Raw genomic sequence first — 24,545 nt, forward strand, 5'->3', positions numbered from 1 at the left:
TCGAAAGAACGGAAATGCGCGGAGTGCTATGCGGGGTAGGCGTTAGTGTAAAAAAGTCCATTTGACAAATTTTTTTTAAAAGGGAGCGTATAAGCTTGAACTCGATAATCAAGAAAGTCGCGGCCTTGCTGATGGCCTGCGCGCTCGCGTTGCCGCTCGCCTGGGCGGGGCAAGCCGGCGCAGCAGCGGCCGTCACGGTGCCGGACGGGGAGTATGCCGTAGAATTCAAGGTGCTGAAGGACAATTCGGAGGAGACTTCCGTCGCCAACGGGTACATAGAGCCGGGATCCGGCAAGCTGATCGTCAGCAACGGAACGATGACGTTTGTCAGCACGTTCAACAACTACGACTGGTTTCATTACTGGGGATATTTGACGCCCGGCAAGACGAAAAGCTCGAGCCCGGACGATTATACGCCGAGCCAGGTCATTTCCGCCGAGGACGCCGTCGTTGCGGGAAGAGGGGCGACCGGTGCGGAGAAGCTGGTCGAAAATTACTATGGCACCGTGAGCATGCCGGTTTCCGACATTACCAAGAAACTTGAAATTTTAATGCATATCAAGATCGAAGATTTGTATTTAGCCGGAACTCCGTTTCTATACGACTATTGGTACAACGCCCAAATCTGGATCGACACGTCCGGCTTGCCGCTTGTTCCGGTCGGCGGGGGCGGGGGCGAAGTCGTGCAAGAGGCTTCCCTGGAGCAGTTGAACCAACAAATTTCCGTCGCGCAGACCACCTACGATACGACGACGGAAGGCTACCTCGAGGGCCAATATGTACCGGGTTCCAAGATTTCGCTGCATTCGGCCATCGTTTCGGCTCGGGAGACGGCAAACGATTCCGGAGCGACCGCGGAACAGATCACCGAAGCCTACAATGCCCTGGTTGCCGCTTTGGCAAACTATGAACGGTTGAAGATTGAGATCAACCGCGAGGGGCTGGGGCGGTTGATCGGGGAAGCGACCGCGTATTCCGACAGCATCATAGTGGCCGGCACGGCGACGGGCACGTCCGGGAGCAAGCTTGTCGTTTCGGAGGGAGAAACGTTCAGTTCCGCCGCGAACGCTTTAAAAACAGCCCTCACTTCGGCGAACAACGTATATGCCAACGCTTCGGCGACCCAGTATCAGGTGGATATTGCCTACGCAACGTTGAGCGACAGACTGGTCAACGCAAAGAAATTTAAGGCGATAAAGGAAACGGTTCGTATGGCGGTTCTGGACAGCGTTCCGGCCACCGACGTTTCCGCGCTTTCCCCCTATTTTTCGGATACGGCCGACCTTCTTCGCATGGATTATTTGGTATATGAACAGTTCACATGGAAAAAGGCTTCCCGCATAGACAAAAGCTCGATTTCCTACTATCGTCCGCTTAGCAATGGAGAGTTCGGGTTTTCGACCTCCAAGTACAGTCCTTTGGAAGTTCCGGGCGATTATGAAGACGACACATGGCGGACCCAAATCACGGAAAACGGAAACGGCGGCGTGTACAACACGAGCGGACTCGTTTATATGACCTTCGCGACGAATGAGGATCCGTCCGTCCTGCATTCCGTTTACTTGAGTTTCAACGTCGACCGGCTGAATGCTTTGGCCTCGAAGGCGAATGAGGCCCAGGCCTTGCTGGACGGATCCTCCGAAGGAACCGGTGCGGGCCAACATTCGGCGGATGACAGGGCTGCCTTGCAGGCGGCGATCGACAGCGCCAAAGCCGTTGCGGATAATCTCGGCTCGACCCGATTGGAAATTTCCGCAGCTTCGGCCGCTTTGCAATCGGCCGTAGACGCGTTCCAGGCCAATCAGGCTCGAAGCGTGTACTTCTCGGCCGTTCATGCGGCGAACGCAACGTTCTCCGCCATGGACAGCTATTTATTGAAGCCGGCTGTCTTCTCGACGGTTAACGGCGCAACGTATGCGAACTTGACCATCAAGGACAGCTCGATCATTCCCTCGTTCAAAGTGAAGCAAAACGGCGAATATGAGAATGCCACGGTCGTAAGTTCGAATGAAGAAGCGGATACGCGGGTCGTGACGTTTAAAGTGGAAAATCCGGGGGCGCTGGTTGACGCCCAGGTCGTCATCGCGCAAGGGTCTTACCAGGCGACGCACGACATTCGGCTGAATTTCAACAATGTCGACAACACTCTGTTGTCGCAGGAGGTACTGGCGGGAACGGCCGCGCTGCGGACGGCCCAGGCGGGAACCGCGCCGGGCCAATATCCGGCGGAGGCGATTGCGGACTACAAGGCGGCGATCGATGCGGCCGGTGCCGAAGCAATCAAGCTGAACGGGACGCAGGAGCAAACCGATGCCATGCTGGGGGCCCTGCAGAAGGCGAAGGCCGCGTTCCGGGCGTCCGTTGTGGGCGAGCCGAATCCGGGAACCGAGCCGGGGCCGGGTACGGAGGAACCGGGAACGGAAGAGCCGGGAACGGGAAATCCGAATCCGAACCCTGACACTGGCACTCCGCCGATTCCGATCCCGATCCCGGGGAACGCGACTGGCGATTCGGAATCCGAGAACGGCACCGATGCCGGTACGGAAACCGATCCGGGTACGGGCGGCGGCGCAACCCAACCGGCGGTTACGTTCAGCGATACCGGCGGCCATTGGGCCGAAGCGTCCATCGCGAAAGCCGTCGAATTGGGCATCGCTCAAGGCTTCGGGGACGGCACCTTCCGTCCGAACGGCGTCGTCACGCGCGCGGAAATCGCGGTTTTTCTCAGCCGCGCCTTGAAATTGAGTGCGGAAAGTTCGACGACGGGACTGTCCGATCTGGGCCGAATTCCGGCCTGGGCAAGAGAGCACGTGGCCAACGTCGCGGGAGCCGGCCTGATGAAAGGGTATGCCGACGGAACGTTCGGAGCGAACGACACGATCACGCGCGCGGAAATCGCCGTCATCGTCGCTCGGGCGTTGAATCTGACGCCGGTTGAAAATCCGGAGTTTGGCTTTGCGGATGCGGATCGAATCCCCGCATGGGCGAAGGGCGAAGTCGCGGCCGCGGTGGAGGCCGGACTGATGCAAGGCAAGGATAACAACCTTTTCGATCCGAAAGCGAGTTTGACGCGCGCCGAGGCGCTGACGTTGATCATTCGCGTTTTGGAAGCCCTGGATCAAGCCTGATTTTCATGGGAAAAACGGCGGCAAGCGCTCTTCGGGCGCGGTGCCGCCGTTTTTTTTGTCATGGAGGACGTGCGAATGCATTCGGGCAGCGGAACATTTCTCAAACAACATCTCCCCCATCCGCTTCGAAGGTCGGGCCGGCCCTCGGCGGATCCAGTTGAGTCGTGACAACTCATCTCAACCCTCCAAACGCCTGCAGCCGTGCGCAGTTGAGTAAAAATGACTCATCTCGCCGACTCGGCACGTCCGCTAACGTTCCAGTTGAGTCGTGGCGACACATCTCAGCACGCCATGCCAGCCATGCGCTTTCTATGGATAGCATTATTCTGCAACGAAAGGCAGGAAAATGACGAGAAATGGCGAATTTTTGAACTTGGAAGATTTGCCAAACTACATCCTAGGAGGACAACTTTATGCATCGACGAATTAGCAAACTGGCGTTGGCACTTCTATTGTTCCTTGCCGCGACAGTTACAGCGACGGCGCCGAAGCCGGCTTCGGCGGCAGGCGTTTCCTTCAAGGACGTAGCCGCGTCGCATTGGGCTTACGCGGCCATCGGCCAAGCCGCAGAGAACGGTTGGGTCGACGGTTATACCGACGGCACGTTCCGTCCGGCGCAGCTTGTGACGGAAGCCGAATTTCTTAAGCTGCTTCTGGGAGCGGCGGTCCCCGGCGAGCTGACGCAGCAGCAAGCGGGCGAAGCTTGGAGCGCGCCTTATTACCGCTATGCGGAGGAGCGCGGATTCCCGTTGGCCGCGGAGGGGCTGTATTCGACCGAGGAGGAGCGGCACAACTTATCGCAGCGTTGAAAGGGGAGAATTTAGGTCGTACCGAGGCCGTGCAGTATTTGCTGGACAACGGCCTTTCCAGCGGCATCGACTCCGCGACGGTAGAGGGCTACCGGATGACGAACCGGCTGAGCCGGGCGGAGGCCGTTCAATTTATCGCCAACGTGTTGGCGGGAGAAACCGGAGGCACGGGCGGCGCGGGTTCCGAGCCCGTTGCGTCGTCGGATGCTCCTTATCGTCTCCGGGGCGTCGGAATCGGGGATACGGAAGCGGCGGTCATCGCGCTGTTGGGCGAGCCGAATCGGCGGGATCCGAGCGAATACGGCTTCCAGTGGTACATTTATAACAAAAATTATGCGCAATACGCTCAAATCGGAATCAGCGGGGGAAAAGTCGTCGCGCTGTTCTCCAACGCGAATGTATGGGAAAGCGACGACGGCATCGGCATCGGGACCGCGAGCTCGGTCGTCACCGGCAAGCTGGGCGCCGCCAAAAGCCTGTCGGATCTCAATACGAATATGAATGTGAACTTGGCAAGCGCCACCTATCCGAGCTATGAGAAGGATGGGGCCGTCCTTACGTTTATGTTGGACGATTTCAACAGCCGCAAAGTAATGGGCATCTATATCGTCGAGCAGGCAACCGCCGCGGCGCGAAGCGGAACCTACGGCAACGTCAGCAAAGCCGTGCTGTCCGCTTACGAGCGCGAGATTTTCGATCTGACGAACGTGGCCCGCGTGCAAGCCGGTCAAAAAGCGTTCGCATGGGACGACAAAATCGCCGCTACGGCGCGAAACCACAGCACCGATATGGGCGAGCGTGCTTTCTTCGCCCACGAAAATCCCGACGGCGAAAGTCCTTTCGACCGAATGGACGCCGACGGAATCGTTTATTCGGCCGCAGGCGAGAACATTGCCGCCGGGCTGCCGAACGCCATTTTCGCGCATGCGGGATGGATGAATTCGGAGGGCCACCGCAAAAACATTTTGAACGATAAATACGAACGGCTCGGCGTCGGGAACGCCTATTCGACCGACTACGAATATAGAATCTACTACGCGCAAAACTTCTATACGCCCGGTTGACGCGATCGATCGAATTCGGGCCCGGAGGAACCTGTCGTCGGACGGGCGCCTCCGGGCCCGTTTTTTTGAGAGGGGGAAATCTCCTCGAGGCGCAACGGCATTTAAAGATTTTTCGTCAGCGCCATGAACTTCACTTTGTCGTCCGCGAAATAAAGGCTGAACGTCGTTTCGCCCAGGAGGTAACTCCACTCGCTTTCCAACTGCAGGTTCGGACTGCCCAGGAGCTCGGCGGCGCGATCCCGCCCGGTTCCGACGGAAACGCCTCCCGGCGTCGAGACATTGTCTTTTGAGAACACGATCGTCCGGGGCAATTCCAAAATGCCCTGCTGCTCGAATACGCGGGATTGTCCGAACCTGGCGGTGTCCGGATCATGGTAGGGGATCTCCTCGTCGGGCTCCAGATGGGCCAGCAGTTCGATCTCCCAGGCCGTGTAATCTTTCCCTCCGATTTCGAACGCCTCGGGGCCATGTCCGATATCGTTCGACACAATTGCGCTTAGCCGGTCCCGTTCCTCCCGATTCGCTCTCATCATCTCGCCCCACTGGCCCCAGGGAGAATCCGGTTTGTACAACGCGTGCATAAGGGTTAGCGTTTCCGGGTATGCAAAAAACAGCGAATCGCCGATCCGGAACATATTTTCATTGAAATCGTAAGGGACGGCATATGCGCTCCCGTCTTTCACCCGAAAGCTGAATTGATAGGGGTAATCCCTCGCCGTAAGCGGCCCATAAGTCGTTCTGCCAAGATGAAACGTCAGCAGATCCGGCATCACGACCCCATACTCCGCATCGGATAAAGTTCGGTACTCGTCCTTCTCGTTGGCCGTTTCGTAGATTCGCAGTTCCGTCACGTCGTTGACGTCGAAGGGCAGCTGGCCGAACGGGGTCCCTTTGGAAATGTCGACCGTCAGCAGCTCCCCGGCGAACGGATGGGCCTTCACCGGGATTCGCGCGTATCCGCTCGCGGCGGGATTGACCGTTCCCGGTTCTCCCGGCGTCCAGAGGAGACTCGCCCCCAAACGGCCGACGCCGCAAAGACGAAAGCCGCCGCTCCGCCCCAGGCGAGCCGGCGACGCTTGCTGCGCGCCGCCGGAACGCTCCCCGCATGCGCCGCCCCTTTTCGCCCGGCAAGGCTCTCGATCCGGTTCATATGCTCGTCCGTAAACGTCCGCTCCCGAAAAGGTTCTCCTTTCAGTCGTCCGTACCAATCCGGGTTTCCTTCATTCATAGGCCATGTCCTCCTTCCATCGATCGGCCATTCGCCGCCTGGCTCTGGCCAGCCTCGACTTGACCGTTCCTTCCGAGATGCCCAGAACGCCGGCGATTTCCTTCATGTTCAATTCGTACTTCGCATGCAAAATCAGCACTTCCCTCCACTTCAGCGGCATGTCCAGCACGGCGGTCCAGATTTCGTCCGTCAGCTCTCGTTCGAGCGCCTCGCGTTCGGCCGAAGGGCTGACGCCATGGCGGGCCGTTCGGTCGGTCAGCGTAACCTTGCGCACGAAAGCCGCCCGCAAATAATTGATCGCCACGTTCCGGATAATCGCCAGCAGCCAGGTGCGCACGCTCGACGTCCCCCGAAACGTCCCGATCGCCCCGAACGCTTTGAGAAATACATCCTGGGAGACGTCGTCGGCGAAATCGCAACGCAGTTCGGCGATCGGTTCCCTTTTCCGGCATAAAAAAACCGCCGCCCGGCCGTCGGCAGCAGGTTGCGGTTGAAAGCGACTTCAAGTTGTCACATGGAAGCCTTGCATAGAAGCGTTCGGCCGAGGCGTGGCCGACCTTCCGCTTAGTCGCGTTTTTCGCCGGACGGCGAAGGTTTTTTCTCCAATTCCGCTTCGAACACATCGCGCAGCTCGGCCAGCTTTTTCGCGTCGTCCGCCGGGATTTTGCCCTCCAGAAACTGCTTGACGACGATGTCCCACTGCGGAACGGTTTTCCGGGCGCGCAGGGAGCGGACGGCGCTTTTGACGAGCCTTCTTTCCTTGGAGTTGGTGTACAGATCCTTGTATTGCTGCTTGAATTCGAAATCCAGCTCGGAAAAAATTTTCCGGAACACCTCGGCCGTCATTTTCGCGTCGTCCAGCGCCCGGTGGGCCGAGCCTTCCGCCGCGATGTTCAGGTCCTGCAGGGCGGCTTCGACGCTGACGTCGTTCGTTACTTTTTTGTAGCGCAAATAGCCTTTGAGCAGGTCGAAATAATGGGCGGCGAGCCAGTAGGAATCGTCCAGCTTGTGCATGCGCGTATCGAGCACGATGCGCTTGAAATCCTCGCCGCCCCAGGTGACGAACAGGCACTCCCCGCCGCGGTCCAGCCATTTCCGGAAATCCGCGATCACGTTGGGGAAGCCGTCGGCCCGGTCGATATCCTCTTGGGGGATGCCGGTTTTTTTCTTGATGAAGGAGTTCAGCTTCGAAAAGTACACCGGCTTGATCAGCGCCGAAAATTCGTCCGTGATCGCAAGCGCGGCGTTCAAACGGACGGCTCCGATCTCGATGACTTCCATCGGCAGTTCGCTGGCGAACTTGCGGCCGTTGAATTCGATATCCAAAACAATATAGTCCACGTTCAAACCTCCGTTCCGAATCCCCATGAATCCCATTTTAACAGAGTTCGGCGGAGAAAAGAAAATCGGGGCCGGCTTTGACATTTGCATGTTCATAGTGTATATATATAATATATACACTATGAACAAAGGTGATTTATGAAAATCATCCTGTCCAACGCATCCGACGAGTCGCTGTACGCGCAAATCGTCCGGCAAATCCGCGACGCGATCATCGGCGGCGAGCTGCTGCCGGGGCAGCCGCTGCCTTCGATCCGGCAGTTGGCCAAAGATTTGCAGATCAGCGTCATTACGACAAAGCGCGCATACGAGGAACTGGAAAAGGAGCGGCTGATCGACTCGGTCGTCGGCAAGGGCTCTTTCGTTTCCGGCGCCAATCCGGCTTTTATCCGGGAGAGGCGCGTGCGGCAGCTCGAGGAGAAAATGGCGGAAATCGTCAAGGAAGGACGAGCTCTGCAGCTCAGCTTGCAGGACCTGCAGGAGCAACTGGCGCTCCTGTTCGAACAGGAGGAGGAGGAAGCATGAATGTGATCGAGACGCGCGGATTAAGCAAGCAATTCGCCCGATTCGCGCTCAAGGACGTCTCTTTGGAAATCAAGCAGGGCTTCATTACCGGCTTGATCGGACCGAACGGAGCGGGCAAAAGCACCTTGATCCGCCTGCTGATGGGCATGGCGGTGCCGGGCGCGGGGGAGATCCGCATTTTCGGGAAGCCGATGCCCGCCGACGAGGCCGCGATCCGGGAGCGCATCGGATTCGTGTCGGAGGAATGCAATTTTTACGAGCATTTGTCGATTGCCGCCATGAAACGGGTGATCGCCCCGTTTTACGGTCGTTGGGACGACAAGCGCTTCAACGATTATTTGGAGCGGTTCGAGCTCCATCCGAAAGCCAAAATCCGGAGCTTGTCCAAAGGAATGAAAATGAAGCTGTCGCTCTGCTTCGCCTTGTCCCGCGGGGCCGATCTTCTGGTCATGGACGAGCCGACGGCCGGGCTCGATCCGGTGTTCCGCCGGGAACTGCTGGACATTTTGGCCGACCTCATGCTGGACGAGGGGCATTCGATTTTGTTTTCCTCGCATATAACGACGGACCTCGACCGAATCGCCGACTATATCGTTTTTATCCATCAGGGAAAGCTGGTGTTCAACGAATCGCGCGAGCGGGTGTTCGAGAAATACGCCCTGGTCAAAGCTGCGCCCGAGCTGCTGGATCGGGACGTGCGGAAGCTGTTCGTCGGAATCCGGGAAACGGCGATCGGCTTCGAGGGGCTGACGGAACGGCGCGAAGAGGCGCTGCGGCTGTTCGGAAAATCGGCGGTTCTGGAAAAGCCCACGCTGGAGGATATTATGTTTTTTACGGCAAAAGGGGGGCGGCAGCATGATTAATCTGATTCGCAAGGAAATTTTCGTGCTCAGCTATTATCATTTGTTCGTCCTTTTGTACGTCGTGTTTTTTGGCGTTCTTTTTCTGTCGAAGCAATCTCCGGCGCTGATTTCGGCCCTCCCGGCCATGATGCTGATGATGTTCGCCTCCAATCTCGAAATGCGCAACAAGAGCGCCCTGTTCGTCGGAAGCTTGCCGGTGCGCCGGAAGCAGATCGTGCTGGCCAAATACGTCTGCGTGCTGATCTATGCCGCGGTCGGGCTTGTTTTGAGCGTCCTCGTGATGCTGCTGAACAAGTACGCGTTGGGCCGGGAGATGGCATGGTCGTTCGAGCTCGCGGCGGCGGCCGTCACGGTCGATCTCCTGTTCTTTTCGCTATACTTTCCGATCTACTACCGGCTCGGGCAAAAAGGCGCGCAATTCGTCGTCTACATCGTGATCTTCCTGATGGCCTTCGGCATTGTCCTCTTGACGAACGAGGGCGAGAGCATGGGCGCCGTACCGTTGGGACGACTCTCCGCTGGCTTCGGTTCGCTGCTGCCGGTCGCGGGACTTGCGCTGCTCGCGGTTTCTTACCGGGTGTCGGCCGCGATTTTTCAGAAAAAGGATATCGACGTTTAAAAAGGGAGCTTGCGAAACGAGAAGCCGCCTCGCCCGGTTCAGGGGCGAAGGCGGCTTTTTCCCGTCAAACGCATACAGCCGCACGCAGTTGAGTAAAAAAGACTCATCTTACCGCCTCCGCACGCATGCTAAAGATCCGGTTGAGTCGTGGCGACTCATCTCAACCCACCGAATCCACACGGCCATACGCATTTGAGTAAAAAAGACTCATCTTACCGCCTCCGCACGCATGCTAAAGATCCGGTTGAGTCGTGGCGACTCATCTCAACCCACCGAATCCACACGGCCATACGCATTTGAGTAAAAAAGACTCATCTTACCGCCTCCATACGCATGCTAACGATTCGGTTGAGTCGTGGCGACTCATTTCGACCCGCTATGCGCATGTTTGCGGCGGTCGATCGCGATGGCGGGCGCCTTTGTCCGACGCGCCGGCGGCTACCCGTCCAGAAGGCGCCCGGCGTAGTTCCGCAAGGCCAATTCGTAATACCGGCGGGCGATGCCGATATCGAAGGCGGCCATTCCCATCGGGTTGAAAAACACGGGCTCGTCGGCGGCAAATCGGCCGAGCGCGTCTTCGTGCAGCACTTGCTTGAGCGTGACCGTATCCCGCTCGCCCAGTCCGAACGCCTGATGCAGGCGCTCGATGTCGGTGTTTTCCCGGCATACCTCCCGCCAGTCGTCGACGACGACGGCGGCGAGCGACCGGACGCTGTGCGGCATATAATCCCGCAGCGACACGTTCAGGAGCAGGGCGCCCGGAGGCGGGGGCTCGTCGATGTAGCGCTCCGGGGCGGTCGTGCACGTAGCGAAAATATCGGCGTGGCGATACGCCTCGCGCCAGCTGCCCGCAATGACGACCGAGTTCCGAAGGTCGTCCGGCACGGTTTCGGGCGCGATCCCGTTCGCGTCGAACAGGAGCGTCCAGGCGAGGCGGTCCCCGAGCAGGGCGCGCAGCATCTCCAGGTGGGCCCGGCCGATCGGCCCCCACCCGACGATGCCGGCCGTCAGCGACCGGTCCGGCCGGCGCTTCAGCCAGCCGCGCAGCATGGCGCCGCTGACCGCGGCCGTGCGCAGGGCGTTCAGCAGGCCGCTGCGAAAAAACGCGATCGGCTCTCCGGTATCCGGATCGTTCAGAATAATCGCATTGTGCGCGCGGGGCAGGCCGAGCTTGCGGTTTCCGGGAAAGCTCGCGATCCACTTGATGCCGCAAGCCTCGATCCCGCCCCCGACGTAGGCGGGCATGGCGATGATGCGGTTGGCCGGATCGCCGAACCGCAAATACGGCTTGAGCGGCTGGGCGATCGCCTCCGTTTGCAGCAGCCCGGCGATTTTTTCCGCTTCGTCGGCCAATCCCGGCCAATCGACGCCAAGCCGCATAATATCGCCGTCGTTCAAATAGATCATTCCGCTTGCTCCTTTGCGGCCGCCTCGGGCAGGGAGGCAACCCATTCGTCGTCGTAAACGGTGTCCCAGTACCGGTCGCCCCGGTCCGGGAGAATGGCGACGCACGTCGCATCCGCCGGGATGTCCGCCCGCATGCGCCGGATGGCCGAAACGACGCCGCCCGACGAAGCGCCGGCGAGAATCGCCTCCGTGCGCAGCAGCTCGCGGCACCCGGCGACGCAGTCGCGATCGGTGACGCGGACGACGCGATCGGCCAGCTCCCGGCGCGCGAGCGGCGGCACGATCGCCGCCCCGAGCCCCGGCAGGCGGCGCGCGCCCCGGCGGCGCCCGCCCCGAAGATCGCGCTGCCGGCGGCGTCCACCGCGACGATCCGCGCGGCCCGCCCCTCGGCGCGAAGCCGCTCGGCGCAGCCGCGCAGCGTGCCGAACGTGCTCACGCCGCAGAACAGAAAATCGATTCGGTCCAGCTCGCGCAAAATCTCCGGCATCGTCGAATTGTAGTGCGCCAGGTAATTGGCCGGATTGGCGTACTGGTTCGGCCAGCAGCAATCGGCGATTTCGGCCTGCAGCTCGCGAATGCGCCGGATCCGGGCGGGCAAATATTCTCCCGTCTCCGGGTCGGGCCGGTCGACCGTCTCGACGACCGCCCCCAGGCCTCGGAGCGCTTGCAGGTGGGCGGCCGTCGTGCGCGGATCCACGACGCAAATAAATCGCAGCCCGTAATAGCCGCAGACGAGCGCCAGGCTGATCGCCAGATTGCCGGAGCTGGACTCGACGACGGTCGTTCCGGGGCCGATACGGCCGTTATCGATGGCGTCCCGGATCATGCCGAGGGCCGCGCGGTCTTTGGCGCTGCCGCCGGGATTCATCATTTCCAGCTTCGCGAATACCCGGAAGGGCGCGTCCGCGAACAGATTCGCAAGCGGCACGAGCGGCGTCCGGCCAATCGCGGACAGCAGTCCTCCCGCAGCTTTCATTCGCTCCACCTCAATCGTAATAAATCTTCTTGCGCTTGATCGCCCCGCCGGCGGGACCGGCCGCAGCGTCGCCGTCCTTGCCGAGCGGCGCGAACTCCACCTTGACCGCCTCCAGCAAGCCGCCCCGGATCATTTCCCCGATCTCGGGGATGCATGCGGCAAGCTCCCGTTCGACGGCCACGCGCCGCTCCTCGCCGCCCGCGCCGCAGAGGATCCGAACCCGCAGCTTGTTGCCCGCAAGGTGCGCCTCGACGGCGGCGGGAGGCTCCACATGGCGATACACGGCGTTTTCGATGTCGTAAACGCTTATTTTTTCCCCGTGCTTCAGCTCCGGTCCGAGCCGTTTGACGAGCGCCCCGAAGCTTTGCCGCCACCGGCCGTCGACCCGAATCGGGCGCAAATCCCGCACGACGTCGTACGTCACGTACCGCAGCGCGGGAAACATGTCGCGCGCAAGCGAAGTCAGCGCAAGCACGCATTCGTCTTCCTTGAGCGTATCCCCGTCGATCAGCCCGTCCGCGAAAACCGCCTTCGTCCCCGCCTCCGCCTCGCTGCCGGATGCGGTCGCGGCGGGCTTCAGCCCTTCCGCTTCGATGCCTTCCGCGAACAAGTAACGCCCGTGCTCGTGGGAAAAATAGGCGATCGTGCCGATTTCGATCGATCCGTACGTGTCCATGACGTCTTCGGCCCGAATGCCGAGCCGCCCCGCCGCGCGGGCGATCCAGGAAGGCGCGGCGGGCTCTCCGACGAGGATGACCTTGCGGATGCCGAAGCTTTCCGGGCCGTCCGCCGCCGCCAGCAGCCGGTCGAGAATGGACGGCATCGTATACAGGACGTGCGGACGGACGTCCCGCAGCCGCTCGAGATGGCGTTCGATCGGAAGCCGGAACGAAACGGCCTCCGCCCGAAGCCCGATGCTCTCCAAAATGCCGACCGCCGTGTCGGCCGCATGGCCCGTTCCCATGTCGGACAGCGCGGTTGCGAGCGGCTCCCCGCCGTCCGCGGTTCCCCGGCACAAAAAACGGGCGAATACGTCCGCCTTGATGCTCGCGTAACGCTTTTCGTCCTCGTCGGAGTAATAAATCGTCTTGCGGTAGCCGCCGCTGGTGCCGGATGTCCGGTACGTTCGAAGGCCCGGCTGGCGGCTTAACGGATTGTCCGGCGTGTAGTAATGCTTCTCGAGCTCGGCGGACGTCAGGAGGGGGAGCGCGGCGAGCGTTGGGTCGGTCCGCTCCTTCCCGAGCAGGCGGCCGTACCAGGGGAAGGCGAGCAGCGTTCGCTCGAGCTTGGCTTGCAATTGCTCGCTGGTCAGCATAGGCGGGCCTCCGGCGAATTTTTTTGTCTTCCGTTCGATGCGGCGATTGTGCTGCAAGCTCTGCGCTATTTGGTTTCATTGTATGTGCCTAGCCCCGGATGGTTCTTTGCCGGCCGTTAGGCGCCAGCCTTTCCTTGAAGGATGAAACTTCCATATGGTATCGGATAGGCTCCCCGAGCCGATCGAAACCGGAGGCGAGAAGAGAATGAAGAGCAATCGAAAAACGCTTTCGAGCAAATGGCTTAAAACGCGGATCGCGGAAAAATCGGCTTCGCTTCGACCGCACGTGCCTGAAACGAAGCGGTGGGGCCGCTCCTCGTTCGAAGGAATGCTGCGGCGGCACGGCCTCGTCTACGTCAAGCCGACAAACGGCTCGTGCGGCGTCGGCGTCATGCGCGCCGAGCTGAGGCGGAGAACGGGGGCGGTCGACGTTCAATCCGGGACAACGCGAGTCCGGCTGGCGTCCCCCGGGAAGCGTACGGATGGATCGAACGCCGCAAGCCGGCCAAGCCGTATCTCGTGCAGCAAGGCATTCGCGTCCTCCGCAAGGAAGGGCGCCCGATCGATTTTCGCGTCGTCATCCAGCGCAACGGGGCGCGCGAATGGGAAGTGTCGGGCATGCTGGCGCGCGTCGCGTCACCCGGCAAAGCCGTTACGAACGGAAGCCAAGGGGGAAGCATTTATTCGGCCGACGACGTGCTGGCCGAGCAGGCCGGCAAGAGCGAAGCGGCGCGAATCGCAGCCGGCTTCGAGCGGCTGGCGAGGGAAACGGCAAGGCAGTTCGCCCTTTCCTATCCGAGGATGAACGAGCTCGGGCTCGATATCGCGGTAGACAAACGGCTGCGAAGCTGGATTCTCGAGGTCAACACGAAGCCCGACCCGCGTCCGTTCGCGCTGCTGGACGACCCGTCCATGCTGCAAAAAATCCTCGAGCTGGCAAAAGGGTACGGGCGAATTTGCGATATGACGGTGCGAAAAGCAAAAAAAGGCCGGTAGGCAGGAGCCTGGCGGGAAATCGCGAACATATAAATGGAATGTATGCGCTTTCCCGCCGGGTTCGGCGCAAGCTTTGACAAGGGCTTCCTCCAGGATCAATAATTGCGGCAACTATTTGACAGATAACATTACATAAAATTATCATTAAAGGACAAAAAACGGATGCCTAACCTTCAAAGGAGGGATAAAACATGACATTACTGCCTTCGGCCGATATTCCCCGGGAGAAGACGAAACTGAACAAACGCTTTCCAATCCATATCGAGGATACGGTAGGCGTCGACTCCGGCTATCAGAAGCTGCATTGGCACGACGCGCTCGAAATCAACCTGATCAAGTCCGGCAGCGGCTATTACATCATTAACGGAGAGACGTTCGAGTTTCGCCAGGGGGACATTTTGCTCATCAATTCCAACGACCTCCATTGCGCCTATGAAACTCGCGATCTCATCCTGCAGGTCGTCTCGTTCGACGGGGGCTGGCTGACCGGGACGCTGCGCTACGATCCGGAAATTCTTGCGCCTTTCAAGGAGATGGGCGTCAACTTCACGAATCTGCTCGACCGCGAGCATCCCCGCATCGGCTTGCTGCGCTCGCTGCTGCTCGAAATGCAGCTCGAGCACGACAGCGAACTGCGTTCCAACACCTCGCTCGTCTACGCCTGCCTGCACCAGTTTCTCGCTTACGTCAACCGCGATTTCCGCTTCGCCCGCAAGGACGGCATCCAAAGCCCGGTCAATGCCGCCCAGCTCGAAAAGGTGAGGCGCGTCATTCACGCCATGGAGACCGACCTCGCCCACCCCTGGTCGCTGCAGGAGCTGGCGGAGCTTGCTTTCCTGAGTCCGTCCCGGTTCTGCGACGTATTTCGCCGGACGGTCGGCGTGCCTCCGCAGCTGTACCTCATCCAGCTCCGGCTGGAAAAGGCCGTCGCGCTGCTGGAGACGACCGATCTGAAAATCGTCGACATCGCCATGGAATGCGGCTTCCGCACGTTGTCCAACTTCAACCGCCTGTTCAACCGCCATTTCGGCTACGCGCCCCGCACCGTCCGCAAGCGGACTTCCTGATAGCCGAATCGGCATCGCGGCGGATCGCGCGCGCAGCAGCGCCCGGAACAGTAAGATAGTATCAGTTTTCGGTTGATTTGGCGAAGAGACGCCGTCCCCCGGAAGGTAAGATAAAGGAAATAAACCGACGGGGGGCTGCAGTGGCATATGGCGCAAACCGAACCTCGCATCCTGCGGAACGCCGCGGATAAACCGTCCGCCCTCATCCGTTTTTTCCGGCAGTGGGACATTCAGCTTATGGTCGTGCCGGCGCTGCTCTTTTTGTTCATATTCAGTTACATCCCCATGTACGGAGTGCTGATGGCGTTCCAGGACTACAGTCTCTTCAAAGGCTTTTTCGGAAGTCCGTGGGTCGGCTTCAAGCATTTCGAAATGTTTTTCAACGCGCCCGAATTTTGGACCGTCATCCGCAATACGGTCGTCATCAGCTTGCTCAAGCTGCTGATCGGGTTTCCGGCGCCGATCGTTCTGGCGCTCTTGCTGAACGAAGTCCGCAGCCGGGTGTTCAAGCGGACGATCCAGACGATCAGCTACTTGCCCCACTTTCTCTCCTGGGTTATCGTGTCGGGCCTCGTCGGGTCGATTCTGTCGACCGAGAACGGCAGCCTCAACCTGCTGCTCCAAAGCCTGAACCTGATCGAGGAGCCGATCAATTTCCTGTCCGTTCCCGAATATTTCTGGACGATTCTCATCACGACCGACGTATGGAAGGAAATCGGTTTTTCCTCCATCGTCTACCTGGCCGCGATCGCCGGAGTCGACCCCCATTTGCACGAGGCGGCGGCCGTGGACGGGGCGAGCCGGTTCCGGCAAATTTTCTCGATTACGCTTCCCGCCATTTTGCCGGTCGTGATCGTCTTCCTCATCCTGGCCATCGGAAACTTCCTGAACGCGGGCTTTGAAAATATTTTGCTGCTCGGCTCGAATCCCGTGCTGCGCGACGTCAGCGACGTCATCGACACGTATGTATACCGGATCGGCATCCAGAACTCCCGCTACTCGTACGCGACCGCCGCGGGACTGTTCAAGGCGCTGATCAGCGTCGGCTTGTTGGTCGCGGCGAATTATTTGGCCCGCCGGTCGGGGAACAGTCTGTGGTAACGCAAGGGGGTGAGCAAGATGAAGCTGTCGGCCGGCGATAGAGCGTTTCTGATTGTCATTTACGTTTTGCTGCTTATTCTCGGATTCGCCGCTTTTTATCCGTTCTGGAACGCAGCCGTCATTTCGTTCAACTCGGGGACGGACACGATGAAGGGCGGGGTGACGTTCTGGCCCCGGGAGTTTTCGCTTGACAATTACCGGATCGTGTTCGAGGACAGCCGGCTCGTGGGCGCTTTCGTCATCTCGATCCTGCGGACGGCGGTCGGCACGCTTTGCACCATTTTGGCGACAGCCGTATTCGCCTACGGCATGACGAAGCGGGAGCTGATCGGGCGCAAGTTTTACATGGTGTTTTGCATCATTACGATGTATTTCAGCGGCGGTCTCATTCCTTCCTTTCTGCTTATTCGCGAGTTGGGGCTGTTCAATACGTTCTGGGTCATGGTCATTCCGGGTCTGATCAGCGTGTGGGACATGATCATTTTCCGGACGTTCTTCATGGGATTGCCCGCCGGCCTCGAAGAATCGGCCAAGGTCGACGGCAGCTCCAACTGGGGCATTTTGTTCCGCATCGTGCTGCCGTTGTCCGGTCCCGTCATCGCGACGCTGTCGCTGTTCACGGCTGTGTACCACTGGAACGACTGGTTTGCGCCGAGCATCTATATCAGCAATGCGGATTTGCTTCCGATTCAGACGAAGCTGCAGCAAATTTTGAATTCCAACATTATGAGCGAGCAGATGCAGCAGATGGATCCGGCGACGCAAGGACGGCTCAACAAAATGCGGACGGTGACGTCCAAGTCGCTTTCGATGGCGACGATGATGGTCGCGACGCTCCCGATCCTGTGCGTCTATCCGTTCGTTCAGAAGTATTTCGTGAAAGGCGTGCTCGTCGGTTCTCTCAAAGGTTGACTTTGGTTGGGTTTAAAGGCGCCAGGCCTTTGCCGCGGATCCTTTTGATTTTTGGGTCCCATATAAAAGAATTGAAGGGAGAGATTGTAAAATGAAAAAGCGAAACAGAGCTTTGACGCTATCGCTTTCGGCTTTGATTGCGGTCGCGCTGATCCTGTCGGGGTGCACGTCGGGCAACAACGAGGCTGCGCCTTCCTCCTCGGCCGCGCCGTCCGCCAGCGCAAGCGGGGCCGAAGAGACGGCGGGCGGCGACGTCTACGAGCTGGGCAAGGAGCCGCTGGAGTTTTCATTCTACGGCCATTACGACTGGTACACGATGCCGAACTGGGGCGAGGACCTGGCGTCGAAATGGATCCAGGAAAACAAGAAGGTCAACGTCGTGCCGGTCAGCTCCGGCGGCAACGCGGCGCAAAAGCTGAGCACGATGATCGTTTCGGGCGAGCTGCCGGACGTCATCTGGACGGAGCGCGGCGCCGACGTCGAGAAGCTGCGCGCGGCCGGCATGCTCGTTCCGTTCGACGAATATTTGGAGAAATATCCGAATTTGAAAAAATGGGCGGGCGAATCGACGCTGAACATGCTGCGCTCTCCCGACGGCAAAATCTATCAATTCCCGAACTGGTACACGACCCAGCCTAACGGCAACTCCGGCTACCTGGTCAACAAAAAGATCTACAACGAGCTGGGCGCCCCGAAGCTCGAAACGATCGACGATCTGTACAACTATTTGAAGCTCGTGAAAGAGAAGTACCCCGACGTCGTTCCGCTGGAAGGCGGGCAATCGGCGGAAGCGATCGATATTTTGTCCTCGGCCTACGCGGAGAATCGTCCGTATTTGTTCAGCGCTCTCAGCATGATGGCCGTTCCGAAAGACGGCAAAATGACGTCCGTATTTCTGGATGAACCGTTCCGCGAGTCGATCGCGTTCGGCGCGAAGCTGTACCGCGAAAAGCTGTTGAACCAGGATACGTTCAGCCAGCCGCTGGAGCAAGTCGAGCAAAAGATCGTCACGGGCAAAATCGCGGTATTCGCCGCGTCGAGCCCGACCGAGTTCGGCGCCATCGGCAACGCTTTGCTGGAGGCGGAGGATCCGGAAGCCGGCTACATCATGATTTGGCCGATTCATAAAGAAGGCCTGGACAAAAATAAAATTTTTACAGGCTACTACAACCAGCTCGGCTGGAACGTCAGCGTTATTACGAAAAACGCGGAAAACCCCGAAGCGATCTTCGCCTTCCTCGATTGGATGACCGGGCCGGAAGGGCAGCGGGTCATCATGTGGGGACCCCCGGGACTGTACTGGGACGGCGTCGACGAAGAGGAGGCTCCGCTGTTCACCGACAAGTTCACGAGCGACACGAAAGGCCGCGACGAACTGATGAATTCCACGGTCAACCTGCAATGGGTCGGCAACACAGTCTATGTGGATAACTCGAAAATGAAGTTCGAATCGACGCTGCCCGACGACCAGAAAAGCTGGGAAACGAAATGGCAGTCGGAAATTACGTGGAAAACGCAATACAACACGACGGAGTTCGTCAACCTCGAGCCTGCCGGCGATTCCGACGAAGGCATTATCGCGCAAAGCGTCAAGGAAATTTACGAGAAAGTCCGCGCCCAGGCGATTCTGAATGCCAAGAGCGACGAAGAGGTGTACGCCCTGCTCGACCAGGCGGAAGCCGACGCGCAGAAGGTCGGATACGAAAAGCTGCTCGAGTACAAAACGCAAAAATGGCAGGAAAATCTGAACATGTTGAAATGACGACGTCGACTAACTATTGACGGCAGCGGAGTCGGTTGGCCGGACGGCATGGCGCTGGCGCAGCGCATGTCCGGCAGGCCGGCTCCGTTGCCGCTGCAAGGGAGCGTGAGGCTGCATGAATTACTATTTGGGGGTAGACGGAGGCGGCAGCAAAACGCTCGCCGTCGTTTGCGACGAAAGAGGCGTCATCCTGGGCCGGGGCCACAGTGGATGCGGCAATCACCAGTCCGGGACCGAACCGGCGAAAGCGAACATCCGCGAAGCGGTGGAAGGCGCGCTGGCGCAGGCGGGACTTAAGCGCGGGGAGATCGCGTTTACGGTATACGGGCTGGCGGGAGCCGACCGGGAGGCGGATTTTCGCGTATTGCGTCCGATGCTGGCCGATCTCGGGCTTGCCGCGCACGACATCGTGTGCGATACGGTCATCGGCCTGCGCGCGGGCACCCGGCAGCCGGACGGCGTCGTGCTGGTGTGCGGCAGCGGCACCAACTGCTACGGAATCAACAAGCGGGGAGAATCGTTCCAGTGCGGGGGCTTCGGCTATCCGTACGGAGATTTCGGCGGCGGCACCGATCTGGCGGTCGAAGCCTTTCGTTCCGTCATCCGGGCATGGGAGGGACGGGGCGAACCGACGCTGCTGACGGAAGCCGTTCCGGCGTCGCTGGGTTACGCTTCCGTCGAGGCGATGTTCCACGACTTCCTGGATCGCGACGCCCGCATTCCGCGCCATCTCGCCAAGCTGCTGTTCGAGGTTGCGGACCGGGACGAGGTGGCTCGCCGGATTTTGCGCCGTCAGGGCAGGGAGCTGGGCCTTTCGGCTGAAGCGACGATCCGCCGACTGGGCATGGAAGGGGACGCGTTCGACCTCGTGCTGGTGGGCAGCGTGCTGACGAGAGGCGAGAGCCGGTTCGTCGCTCCTTACATCGAAGAGGTCGTGCTTCCGACCGCGCCCGGCTGCGGGCTGCGCGTGCTGACGATCGAACCGGTCGGAGGCGCGCTTCTGCTTGCCATGGAGCGGACCGGGCGGGAAGTTCCGGCCGAGGCGTACGATAATTTGTCGCGGGCGCTAGCGGTAAACGCGGCCGACGGAGGAGGAAACGAAGAATGAAAGTAGCGGTTATCGGCGGGGGCTCGTCCTATACGCCGGAATTGATCGAAGGCTTCATCGCCAATTACGACAAGCTTCCCGTGAAGGAGATCGTGCTGGTTGACATTCCCCAAGGAGAGTGGAAGCTCGACATCGTGGGTCGGCTGGCCCGGCGCATGGTGGCGAAATCGGGCTTGCCGATCGAGGTCGGCATGACGCTGGACCGGCGCGCGGCGCTTGCGGGGGCGGACTTCGTCTCGACCCAGATGCGGGTCGGGCTGCTCGAAGCGAGGGGGTGGGACGAGACGATCCCGCTGCGTTACGGGATGATCGGGCAGGAGACGACCGGGCCCGGCGGCATGATGAAGGCGCTGCGGACGATTCCCGTGCTGCTCGATATCGCGAAGGACATGGAGGAGCTGTGTCCCGACGCCTGGCTGCTCAACTTCACCAATCCGGCCGGGATGGTGACCGAAGCGATTCTGAAGCATTCCCGCATCCGTTCGGTCGGCCTGTGCAATTCGCCGATCGGCGCCTACAAATGGTTGTCCTCCTTGTACGGGGTGCCGATCGACCGCATTCATTGCGAGTTTGTCGGGCTGAACCACCTGCACTGGATCAGCGAAATTACGGTGGACGGCGTGCCGAAGCTGCCGGAGCTGCTGGGCAACCGCGACGGCTATTCCGCCAAAAACGTGCCCCAGTTTCAATGGAACGCGGAGCTGCTTCGCTCGCTTGGGGCGATTCCGTCCTATTATTTGAAGTATTTTTACCTGCATCGCGAAATGCTGGCGGAGCAGCAGGCGGCCGCGGCCAAGGGCGAAACCCGCGCGGAAACGGTGAAGCGGCTGGAAGACGAGCTGTTCGACATTTACCGGGACGAGAATCTCTCGGAAAAGCCGAAACAGCTCGAACAGCGCGGCGGCGCCTACTATTCCGAGGCGGCGGTGAAGCTCATGGTTTCGCTGCATAACGATTCCCGCGACGTGCAGACGCTGAACGTGTCGAACGGCGGCATCCTCGATTTTCTGCCCGACGACGCCTGCATCGAGGTGAACTGCGTCGTAACGGCCGAGGGCCCGATTCCGCAGCCGCTCAAGGTCGTTCCGCCTTCTGTCAAAGGGTTGATTCACGCGGTGAAAACCTACGAGCAGCTGGCGATCGAGGCGGCCGTCACCGGCGACGCGGGCAAGGCGCTGCTGGCGCTGTCCCACCACCCGCTCGTGCCGTCGGCGAACGACGCGGAGAAGATGCTGAGCGAAATGCTGGAGCGGAACAAGCCGTATTTGCCCCGTTTTTTCCGCTGATCGGTTGATGGCGGCTAAGTCATTTCAAACCGTGGAAACCTCCAAGCTTGCCGAAGCTTCCTGCTTCGGCGGCTTTTTTGAATGCTACCGTCTCCGCCCCCCTTGCTGCCGATTCGGTTGAGTCGTGGCGGCTCACCTTGCCCCTCCAAACGCATGCAGCCGCCCGAATTTGAGTAGCCATTACTCATCTGACCGCCACCGCACGCCCGCCGTTCCTCCGGTTGAGTCATGGCGACTCATCTCGACCCTCCAAACGCATGCAGCCGCCCGAATTTGAGTAGCCATTACTCATCTGACCGCCACCGCACGCCCGCCGTTCCTCCGGTTGAGTCGTGGCGACTCATCTCGACCCTCCAAACGCATGCAGCCGCACGAATTTGAGTAACCATTACTCATCTGACCGCCACCGCACGCCCGCCGTTCCTCCGGTTGAGTCATGGCGACTCATCTTGACCTTCCAAACGCATGTAATCGCACGTATTTGAGTAACCATTACTCATCTGACCGCCACCGCACGCCCGCCGTTCCTCCGGTTGAGTCATGGCGACTCATCTCGACCCTCCAAACGCATGCAGCCGCACGAATTTGAGTAACTTGCATCTTACGGCGGGGAGCGCTCAGGGTGGGAGACCTATGCTGGATTTTATCCAATCGAAGGAGCGGAACACGGGGAGCCCCCTAATCTAAAAGTGGATTTTGTCCAACGAGGAACGGGAATTTCGGGCGAAATCTTCGAAAAGGCCTCCCCAGATTGGACAAAATCCAAAGAAGGCAGCAAGTTCCGTGCAAAAGCCGTTATTGAGTGGATAAAATCAGATAAAATCCAATGAAGCTACGCCGAACCTCGTTAAGCAGGGCCAGACGAGCATCGTACCTTTGCCGAGTTGCACGCAAGCCTTGCAAGAGAAGCATCCTGTGCCTTCGCCGAGCGAGTTACGCGCAGGCATGGCCAGAGATGTATCCAGTACCCTCGCCGAAACATCGCGTAAGTCGGCCAAAAGGGTGCGCAAAGTGCCCTCTGCGAGCCTCGCAAGGGCCAGCCTATAAGTCAGGCTAGTCCTCGCGGCTTCCGCCATCGGCCATCCTGCCAAGGACTTCCCGAGCTACGACTGAGCCGGGAAGTCCGTCTATTCCGAGGATGCCGCCAAGGCGCAACACTTGCGGAAAGCCTTGCCCCGGTCCGGAAGGGTCGAGGCAAGGCCGGGGACCGGAAGTCCGGAGCAAGGGGCAAAGCGGCGCGTCAGACGGGGTCCCAGAGCGCCGGAACGCCGGGCGGCTCCCAGCCGGGGAGCGAGGTGTGCGCCTGAAGGCAGCGATAGAGGACGCCGTTGTACGTCACCTCGTCGCCGACGCCGTAGAAGACGCCGGCCGCCCAGGACGTCGCGCCCGGCGCGGCGTCCGTCGTCGCCGTCACGGCGCCGCTCGCCGGCGAGAAGTTGCCGGCGGCGTCCCTGGCCTGCACGGCGAACGTGTAGCTCGTGGCCGGGGACAGCCCCGAGATCGTCGCCGCCGTGCCGGATACGCTGACGCTGCCGCCGTTATACGAGACGACGTAGCCGGTGACGCCCACGTTGTCCGACGCGGCGTTCCACGACAGGCTGACGCTCGAGGACGTCGTCCCGGTAACGGCGAGGCCCGTCGGCGTCGTCGGCGCCGTCGTGTCGCCGCCCGGGTTCGGGTTGCCTCCGTCTAGCAAGTCGTCGCTCAGCTTGGTCAGCAGCGTGTCGTTCCGGTCGCCGCTGAATTCCCAGAACATTGCGCCCCCCAACCCTTGCGACTCGATAAAGGCCGTTTTGTGGCCCATCGATTCGACGTCGTCGTAGGAGATGAACGTGCCGTTCGAAGGGTTGTACAGGTAGGGCACCTTGGCCGTGTCGTTCCAATGGCGGGTATAGCCGTTTTTGTTGATGTAGTTGTTTTCGAGATCGGTGAAGTCGAAGACGCCGGGCTCCCACGTTCCCGGGGGCGTGCCGGTGCAGCTTTGGTACTGTCCGTTGCCCGCGCTGGCGCAGCCCGTCCAGCCCCGGCCGTAGAACGGAACGCCGAGCACGATTTTGTCGGCCGGGACGCCGGCGTTCAGGAAGCCCTGCACGGCGGCGGCGCCGTTGAAATCCTGCGCGTTTGCGATTCCGGCCGCGGAAGCTGCGGGATCGTAGTAGAGCGGGGCGTTGTGGGCGCTCGTGCTCTGCCAGCCGCCGTTGAAGTCATAGGTTATAATATTGATCCAGTCGACGATGCCGGCGATGTTGGCCAATTCGTTGTTCTGCCTGTAGGCCGGGCTGGCCCCCGCGGCGATGGTGAGCGTGTAGTGCTTGCCGTCCTGCGCGCCGGCCGCATCCAGCTTGTCGCGAACCGCCTGCAGCAGCAGCGTATGGTTTTGTTTGTCTTCGGGGCGGTAACCGTTGCCGGGCAGGCCGCCGCTCACCGGGTATTCCCAGTCGAGATCGATGCCGTCGAACTGATATTTCCGCAGGAAGTCGACGGCCGAATTCGCGAAGTTTTCCCGCGTCTGGGCGGTGGCGGCGGTGTCGGAAAACCGGTTGGACCACGTCCAGCCGCCGACCGAAATGATCGTTTTCAGGTGGGGGTTGGCCTGCTTCAGAAGGATCAGCTGCTTCAGATTGCCGCGGAGCGGATCGCTCCACGTGTCGCCGGGATTGCTCATCTGGGCGTCGATCCACGGATCCCCGAGCACGATCGACCCGTTCGGGACCGAGATCGTCCCGTTTTCGTCCTGGCAGGTCCACGTTTGCGGATTCGGACCGGTCGGATCGGGGTTGCCGTGAATGCCGTTCCAACAGATGTCCGCGAACGCATAGTTGATGTGGGTCACCTTGGAGACGTCCATTTCCCATACGGGATAACCCCGGCCGTACGCGCCCCAGGAGGGGTAGTAGCCTATGATTTTATAATCCGAATCTTCGGCGGCCGCAGCCGTCCTTTCCTGAAACGGCAAAAACGAGACCATCAACGAAGCCAAGAGAAGAAGCGACAGGGAAACACGAATTTTCGCGAAGCTTGCCCGAACGCACATCTTT

Annotated in this window: 20 protein-coding genes and 3 pseudogenes; 14 read left to right on the plus strand and 9 right to left on the minus strand. The window is 60.0% G+C overall.

Annotation, left to right across the window (positions count from 1 at the left end; genetic code table 11):
* Positions 1–95 precede the first annotated feature (95 nt).
* The 3 genes from JW799_RS08820 to JW799_RS08830 all read left to right on the plus strand — a co-directional run bounded on the left by JW799_RS08820 (position 96) and on the right by JW799_RS08830 (position 5,001).
* On the plus strand, positions 96–3,128 hold the full coding sequence (locus JW799_RS08820; RefSeq protein WP_205429436.1) for an S-layer homology domain-containing protein: 3,033 nt from the start codon (positions 96–98) through the stop codon (positions 3,126–3,128).
* Between the two features lie 413 nt (positions 3,129–3,541).
* Positions 3,542–3,937, plus strand: coding sequence for an S-layer homology domain-containing protein (locus tag JW799_RS08825; protein ID WP_205429439.1), 396 nt, complete (start codon positions 3,542–3,544; stop codon positions 3,935–3,937).
* 29 nt (positions 3,938–3,966) lie between these two features.
* Complete coding sequence (locus JW799_RS08830) at positions 3,967–5,001, plus strand: CAP-associated domain-containing protein (RefSeq protein ID WP_205429441.1); 1,035 nt, start codon at positions 3,967–3,969, stop codon at positions 4,999–5,001.
* Between the two features lie 101 nt (positions 5,002–5,102).
* On the opposite strand, the gene JW799_RS08835 is transcribed toward JW799_RS08830, so the two are convergent.
* From JW799_RS08835 to JW799_RS08850, 4 genes and pseudogenes are all read right to left on the minus strand, one after another.
* Positions 5,103–5,942 (minus strand): hypothetical protein, encoded by an 840-nt coding sequence (locus tag JW799_RS08835; protein WP_205429443.1) that lies wholly within the window; start codon positions 5,940–5,942, stop codon positions 5,103–5,105.
* On the minus strand, positions 5,939–6,229 hold the full coding sequence (locus tag JW799_RS08840) for a hypothetical protein (protein WP_205429444.1): 291 nt from the start codon (positions 6,227–6,229) through the stop codon (positions 5,939–5,941). Before JW799_RS08840 ends, JW799_RS08835 begins: the two co-directional genes overlap by 4 nt.
* A pseudogene (locus JW799_RS08845) lies at positions 6,222–6,677 on the minus strand (RNA polymerase sigma factor); the annotation flags it as partial. The pseudogene JW799_RS08845 and the gene JW799_RS08840, both read right to left, overlap by 8 nt.
* Positions 6,678–6,793: 116 nt before the next feature.
* Complete coding sequence (locus JW799_RS08850; protein WP_205429445.1) at positions 6,794–7,570, minus strand: exonuclease domain-containing protein; 777 nt, start codon at positions 7,568–7,570, stop codon at positions 6,794–6,796.
* Between the two features lie 138 nt (positions 7,571–7,708).
* On the opposite strand from JW799_RS08850, the gene JW799_RS08855 reads away from it, so the two are divergent.
* The 3 genes from JW799_RS08855 to JW799_RS08865 are packed head-to-tail and all read left to right on the plus strand — an operon-like array spanning position 7,709 to position 9,577.
* Positions 7,709–8,095 (plus strand): GntR family transcriptional regulator, encoded by a 387-nt coding sequence (locus JW799_RS08855; RefSeq protein ID WP_205429446.1) that lies wholly within the window; start codon positions 7,709–7,711, stop codon positions 8,093–8,095.
* The gene (locus JW799_RS08860; protein ID WP_205429447.1) at positions 8,092–8,958 is read left to right on the plus strand and encodes an ABC transporter ATP-binding protein; all 867 of its coding nucleotides are present in this window, start codon (positions 8,092–8,094) and stop codon (positions 8,956–8,958) included. The genes JW799_RS08855 and JW799_RS08860 overlap by 4 nt, the downstream gene beginning before the upstream one ends.
* Entirely contained in the window at positions 8,951–9,577 is a 627-nt protein-coding gene (locus JW799_RS08865) for an ABC-2 transporter permease (protein WP_080832086.1), read from the plus strand. Before JW799_RS08860 ends, JW799_RS08865 begins: the two co-directional genes overlap by 8 nt.
* Before the next feature lie 438 nt (positions 9,578–10,015).
* Here JW799_RS08865 and JW799_RS08870 read toward each other — a convergent pair whose 3' ends face one another.
* The 4 genes and pseudogenes from JW799_RS08870 to JW799_RS08880 form a co-directional block, all read right to left on the minus strand.
* On the minus strand, positions 10,016–10,984 hold the full coding sequence (locus tag JW799_RS08870) for a 2,3-diaminopropionate biosynthesis protein SbnB (protein WP_080832085.1): 969 nt from the start codon (positions 10,982–10,984) through the stop codon (positions 10,016–10,018).
* The gene (locus JW799_RS29545) at positions 10,981–11,265 is read right to left on the minus strand and encodes a pyridoxal-phosphate dependent enzyme (RefSeq protein ID WP_338026243.1); all 285 of its coding nucleotides are present in this window, start codon (positions 11,263–11,265) and stop codon (positions 10,981–10,983) included. Before JW799_RS29545 ends, JW799_RS08870 begins: the two co-directional genes overlap by 4 nt.
* Positions 11,266–11,339: 74 nt before the next feature.
* A pseudogene (locus JW799_RS29550) lies at positions 11,340–11,960 on the minus strand (pyridoxal-phosphate dependent enzyme); the annotation flags it as partial.
* Between the two features lie 10 nt (positions 11,961–11,970).
* A complete protein-coding gene (locus JW799_RS08880) occupies positions 11,971–13,275 on the minus strand; it encodes a phenylacetate--CoA ligase family protein (RefSeq protein WP_205429448.1) in 1,305 nt (434 codons plus the stop codon).
* Between the two features lie 205 nt (positions 13,276–13,480).
* Between JW799_RS08880 and JW799_RS30005 the strand changes: the two are divergent.
* The 8 genes and pseudogenes from JW799_RS30005 to JW799_RS08915 form a co-directional block, all read left to right on the plus strand.
* Positions 13,481–13,633, plus strand: a pseudogene (locus JW799_RS30005) (YheC/YheD family protein); the annotation flags it as partial.
* Between the two features lie 17 nt (positions 13,634–13,650).
* Positions 13,651–14,271, plus strand: a complete 621-nt coding sequence (locus JW799_RS08885) for a YheC/YheD family protein (RefSeq protein WP_205429450.1) — start codon at positions 13,651–13,653, stop codon at positions 14,269–14,271.
* Positions 14,272–14,462: 191 nt separating this feature from the next.
* Entirely contained in the window at positions 14,463–15,338 is an 876-nt protein-coding gene (locus tag JW799_RS08890) for an AraC family transcriptional regulator (protein ID WP_205429452.1), read from the plus strand.
* A gap of 147 nt (positions 15,339–15,485) precedes the next feature.
* Entirely contained in the window at positions 15,486–16,439 is a 954-nt protein-coding gene (locus JW799_RS08895) for an ABC transporter permease (RefSeq protein ID WP_080832081.1), read from the plus strand.
* Positions 16,440–16,457: 18 nt separating this feature from the next.
* The gene (locus JW799_RS08900; protein ID WP_080832197.1) at positions 16,458–17,351 is read left to right on the plus strand and encodes a carbohydrate ABC transporter permease; all 894 of its coding nucleotides are present in this window, start codon (positions 16,458–16,460) and stop codon (positions 17,349–17,351) included.
* A 91-nt stretch (positions 17,352–17,442) separates the two neighbouring features.
* Positions 17,443–19,113: an extracellular solute-binding protein gene (locus tag JW799_RS08905; protein ID WP_205429453.1), complete on the plus strand. Its 1,671-nt coding sequence runs from the start codon at positions 17,443–17,445 to the stop codon at positions 19,111–19,113.
* Between the two features lie 115 nt (positions 19,114–19,228).
* Positions 19,229–20,221: an N-acetylglucosamine kinase gene (locus tag JW799_RS08910; RefSeq protein WP_205429454.1), complete on the plus strand. Its 993-nt coding sequence runs from the start codon at positions 19,229–19,231 to the stop codon at positions 20,219–20,221.
* Positions 20,218–21,507 carry a 6-phospho-beta-glucosidase gene (locus JW799_RS08915; protein ID WP_205429455.1) on the plus strand — a complete coding sequence of 430 codons (1,290 nt, stop codon included), beginning with the start codon at positions 20,218–20,220 and terminating at the stop codon, positions 21,505–21,507. Before JW799_RS08910 ends, JW799_RS08915 begins: the two co-directional genes overlap by 4 nt.
* 1,240 nt (positions 21,508–22,747) lie before the next feature.
* Here JW799_RS08915 and JW799_RS08920 read toward each other — a convergent pair.
* Entirely contained in the window at positions 22,748–24,541 is a 1,794-nt protein-coding gene (locus JW799_RS08920) for a glycosyl hydrolase family 18 protein (protein ID WP_205429456.1), read from the minus strand.
* Between the last annotated feature and the right edge of the window lie 4 nt (positions 24,542–24,545).

This window comes from Cohnella algarum, assembly GCF_016937515.1.
Taxonomy (GTDB): Bacteria; Bacillota; Bacilli; order Paenibacillales; family Paenibacillaceae; genus Cohnella; species Cohnella algarum.

Excerpts from the sequence above, each read along its gene's own strand:
- JW799_RS08865 (WP_080832086.1), top strand. The coding sequence starts at position 8,951 with ATGATTAATCTGATTCGCAAGGAAATTTTCGTGCTCAGCTATTATCAT.
- JW799_RS08860 (WP_205429447.1), top strand. The coding sequence starts at position 8,092 with ATGAATGTGATCGAGACGCGCGGATTAAGCAAGCAATTCGCCCGATTC.
- JW799_RS08880 (WP_205429448.1), bottom strand. The coding sequence starts at position 13,275 with ATGCTGACCAGCGAGCAATTGCAAGCCAAGCTCGAGCGAACGCTGCTC.
- JW799_RS08890 (WP_205429452.1), top strand. The coding sequence starts at position 14,463 with ATGACATTACTGCCTTCGGCCGATATTCCCCGGGAGAAGACGAAACTG.
- JW799_RS08915 (WP_205429455.1), top strand. The coding sequence starts at position 20,218 with ATGAAAGTAGCGGTTATCGGCGGGGGCTCGTCCTATACGCCGGAATTG.
- JW799_RS08855 (WP_205429446.1), top strand. The coding sequence starts at position 7,709 with ATGAAAATCATCCTGTCCAACGCATCCGACGAGTCGCTGTACGCGCAA.
- JW799_RS08920 (WP_205429456.1), bottom strand. The coding sequence starts at position 24,541 with ATGTGCGTTCGGGCAAGCTTCGCGAAAATTCGTGTTTCCCTGTCGCTT.
- JW799_RS08905 (WP_205429453.1), top strand. The coding sequence starts at position 17,443 with ATGAAAAAGCGAAACAGAGCTTTGACGCTATCGCTTTCGGCTTTGATT.
- JW799_RS08840 (WP_205429444.1), bottom strand. The coding sequence starts at position 6,229 with ATGAATGAAGGAAACCCGGATTGGTACGGACGACTGAAAGGAGAACCT.
- JW799_RS08895 (WP_080832081.1), top strand. The coding sequence starts at position 15,486 with ATGGCGCAAACCGAACCTCGCATCCTGCGGAACGCCGCGGATAAACCG.
- JW799_RS08900 (WP_080832197.1), top strand. The coding sequence starts at position 16,458 with ATGAAGCTGTCGGCCGGCGATAGAGCGTTTCTGATTGTCATTTACGTT.
- JW799_RS08910 (WP_205429454.1), top strand. The coding sequence starts at position 19,229 with ATGAATTACTATTTGGGGGTAGACGGAGGCGGCAGCAAAACGCTCGCC.
- JW799_RS08870 (WP_080832085.1), bottom strand. The coding sequence starts at position 10,984 with ATGATCTATTTGAACGACGGCGATATTATGCGGCTTGGCGTCGATTGG.
- JW799_RS08825 (WP_205429439.1), top strand. The coding sequence starts at position 3,542 with ATGCATCGACGAATTAGCAAACTGGCGTTGGCACTTCTATTGTTCCTT.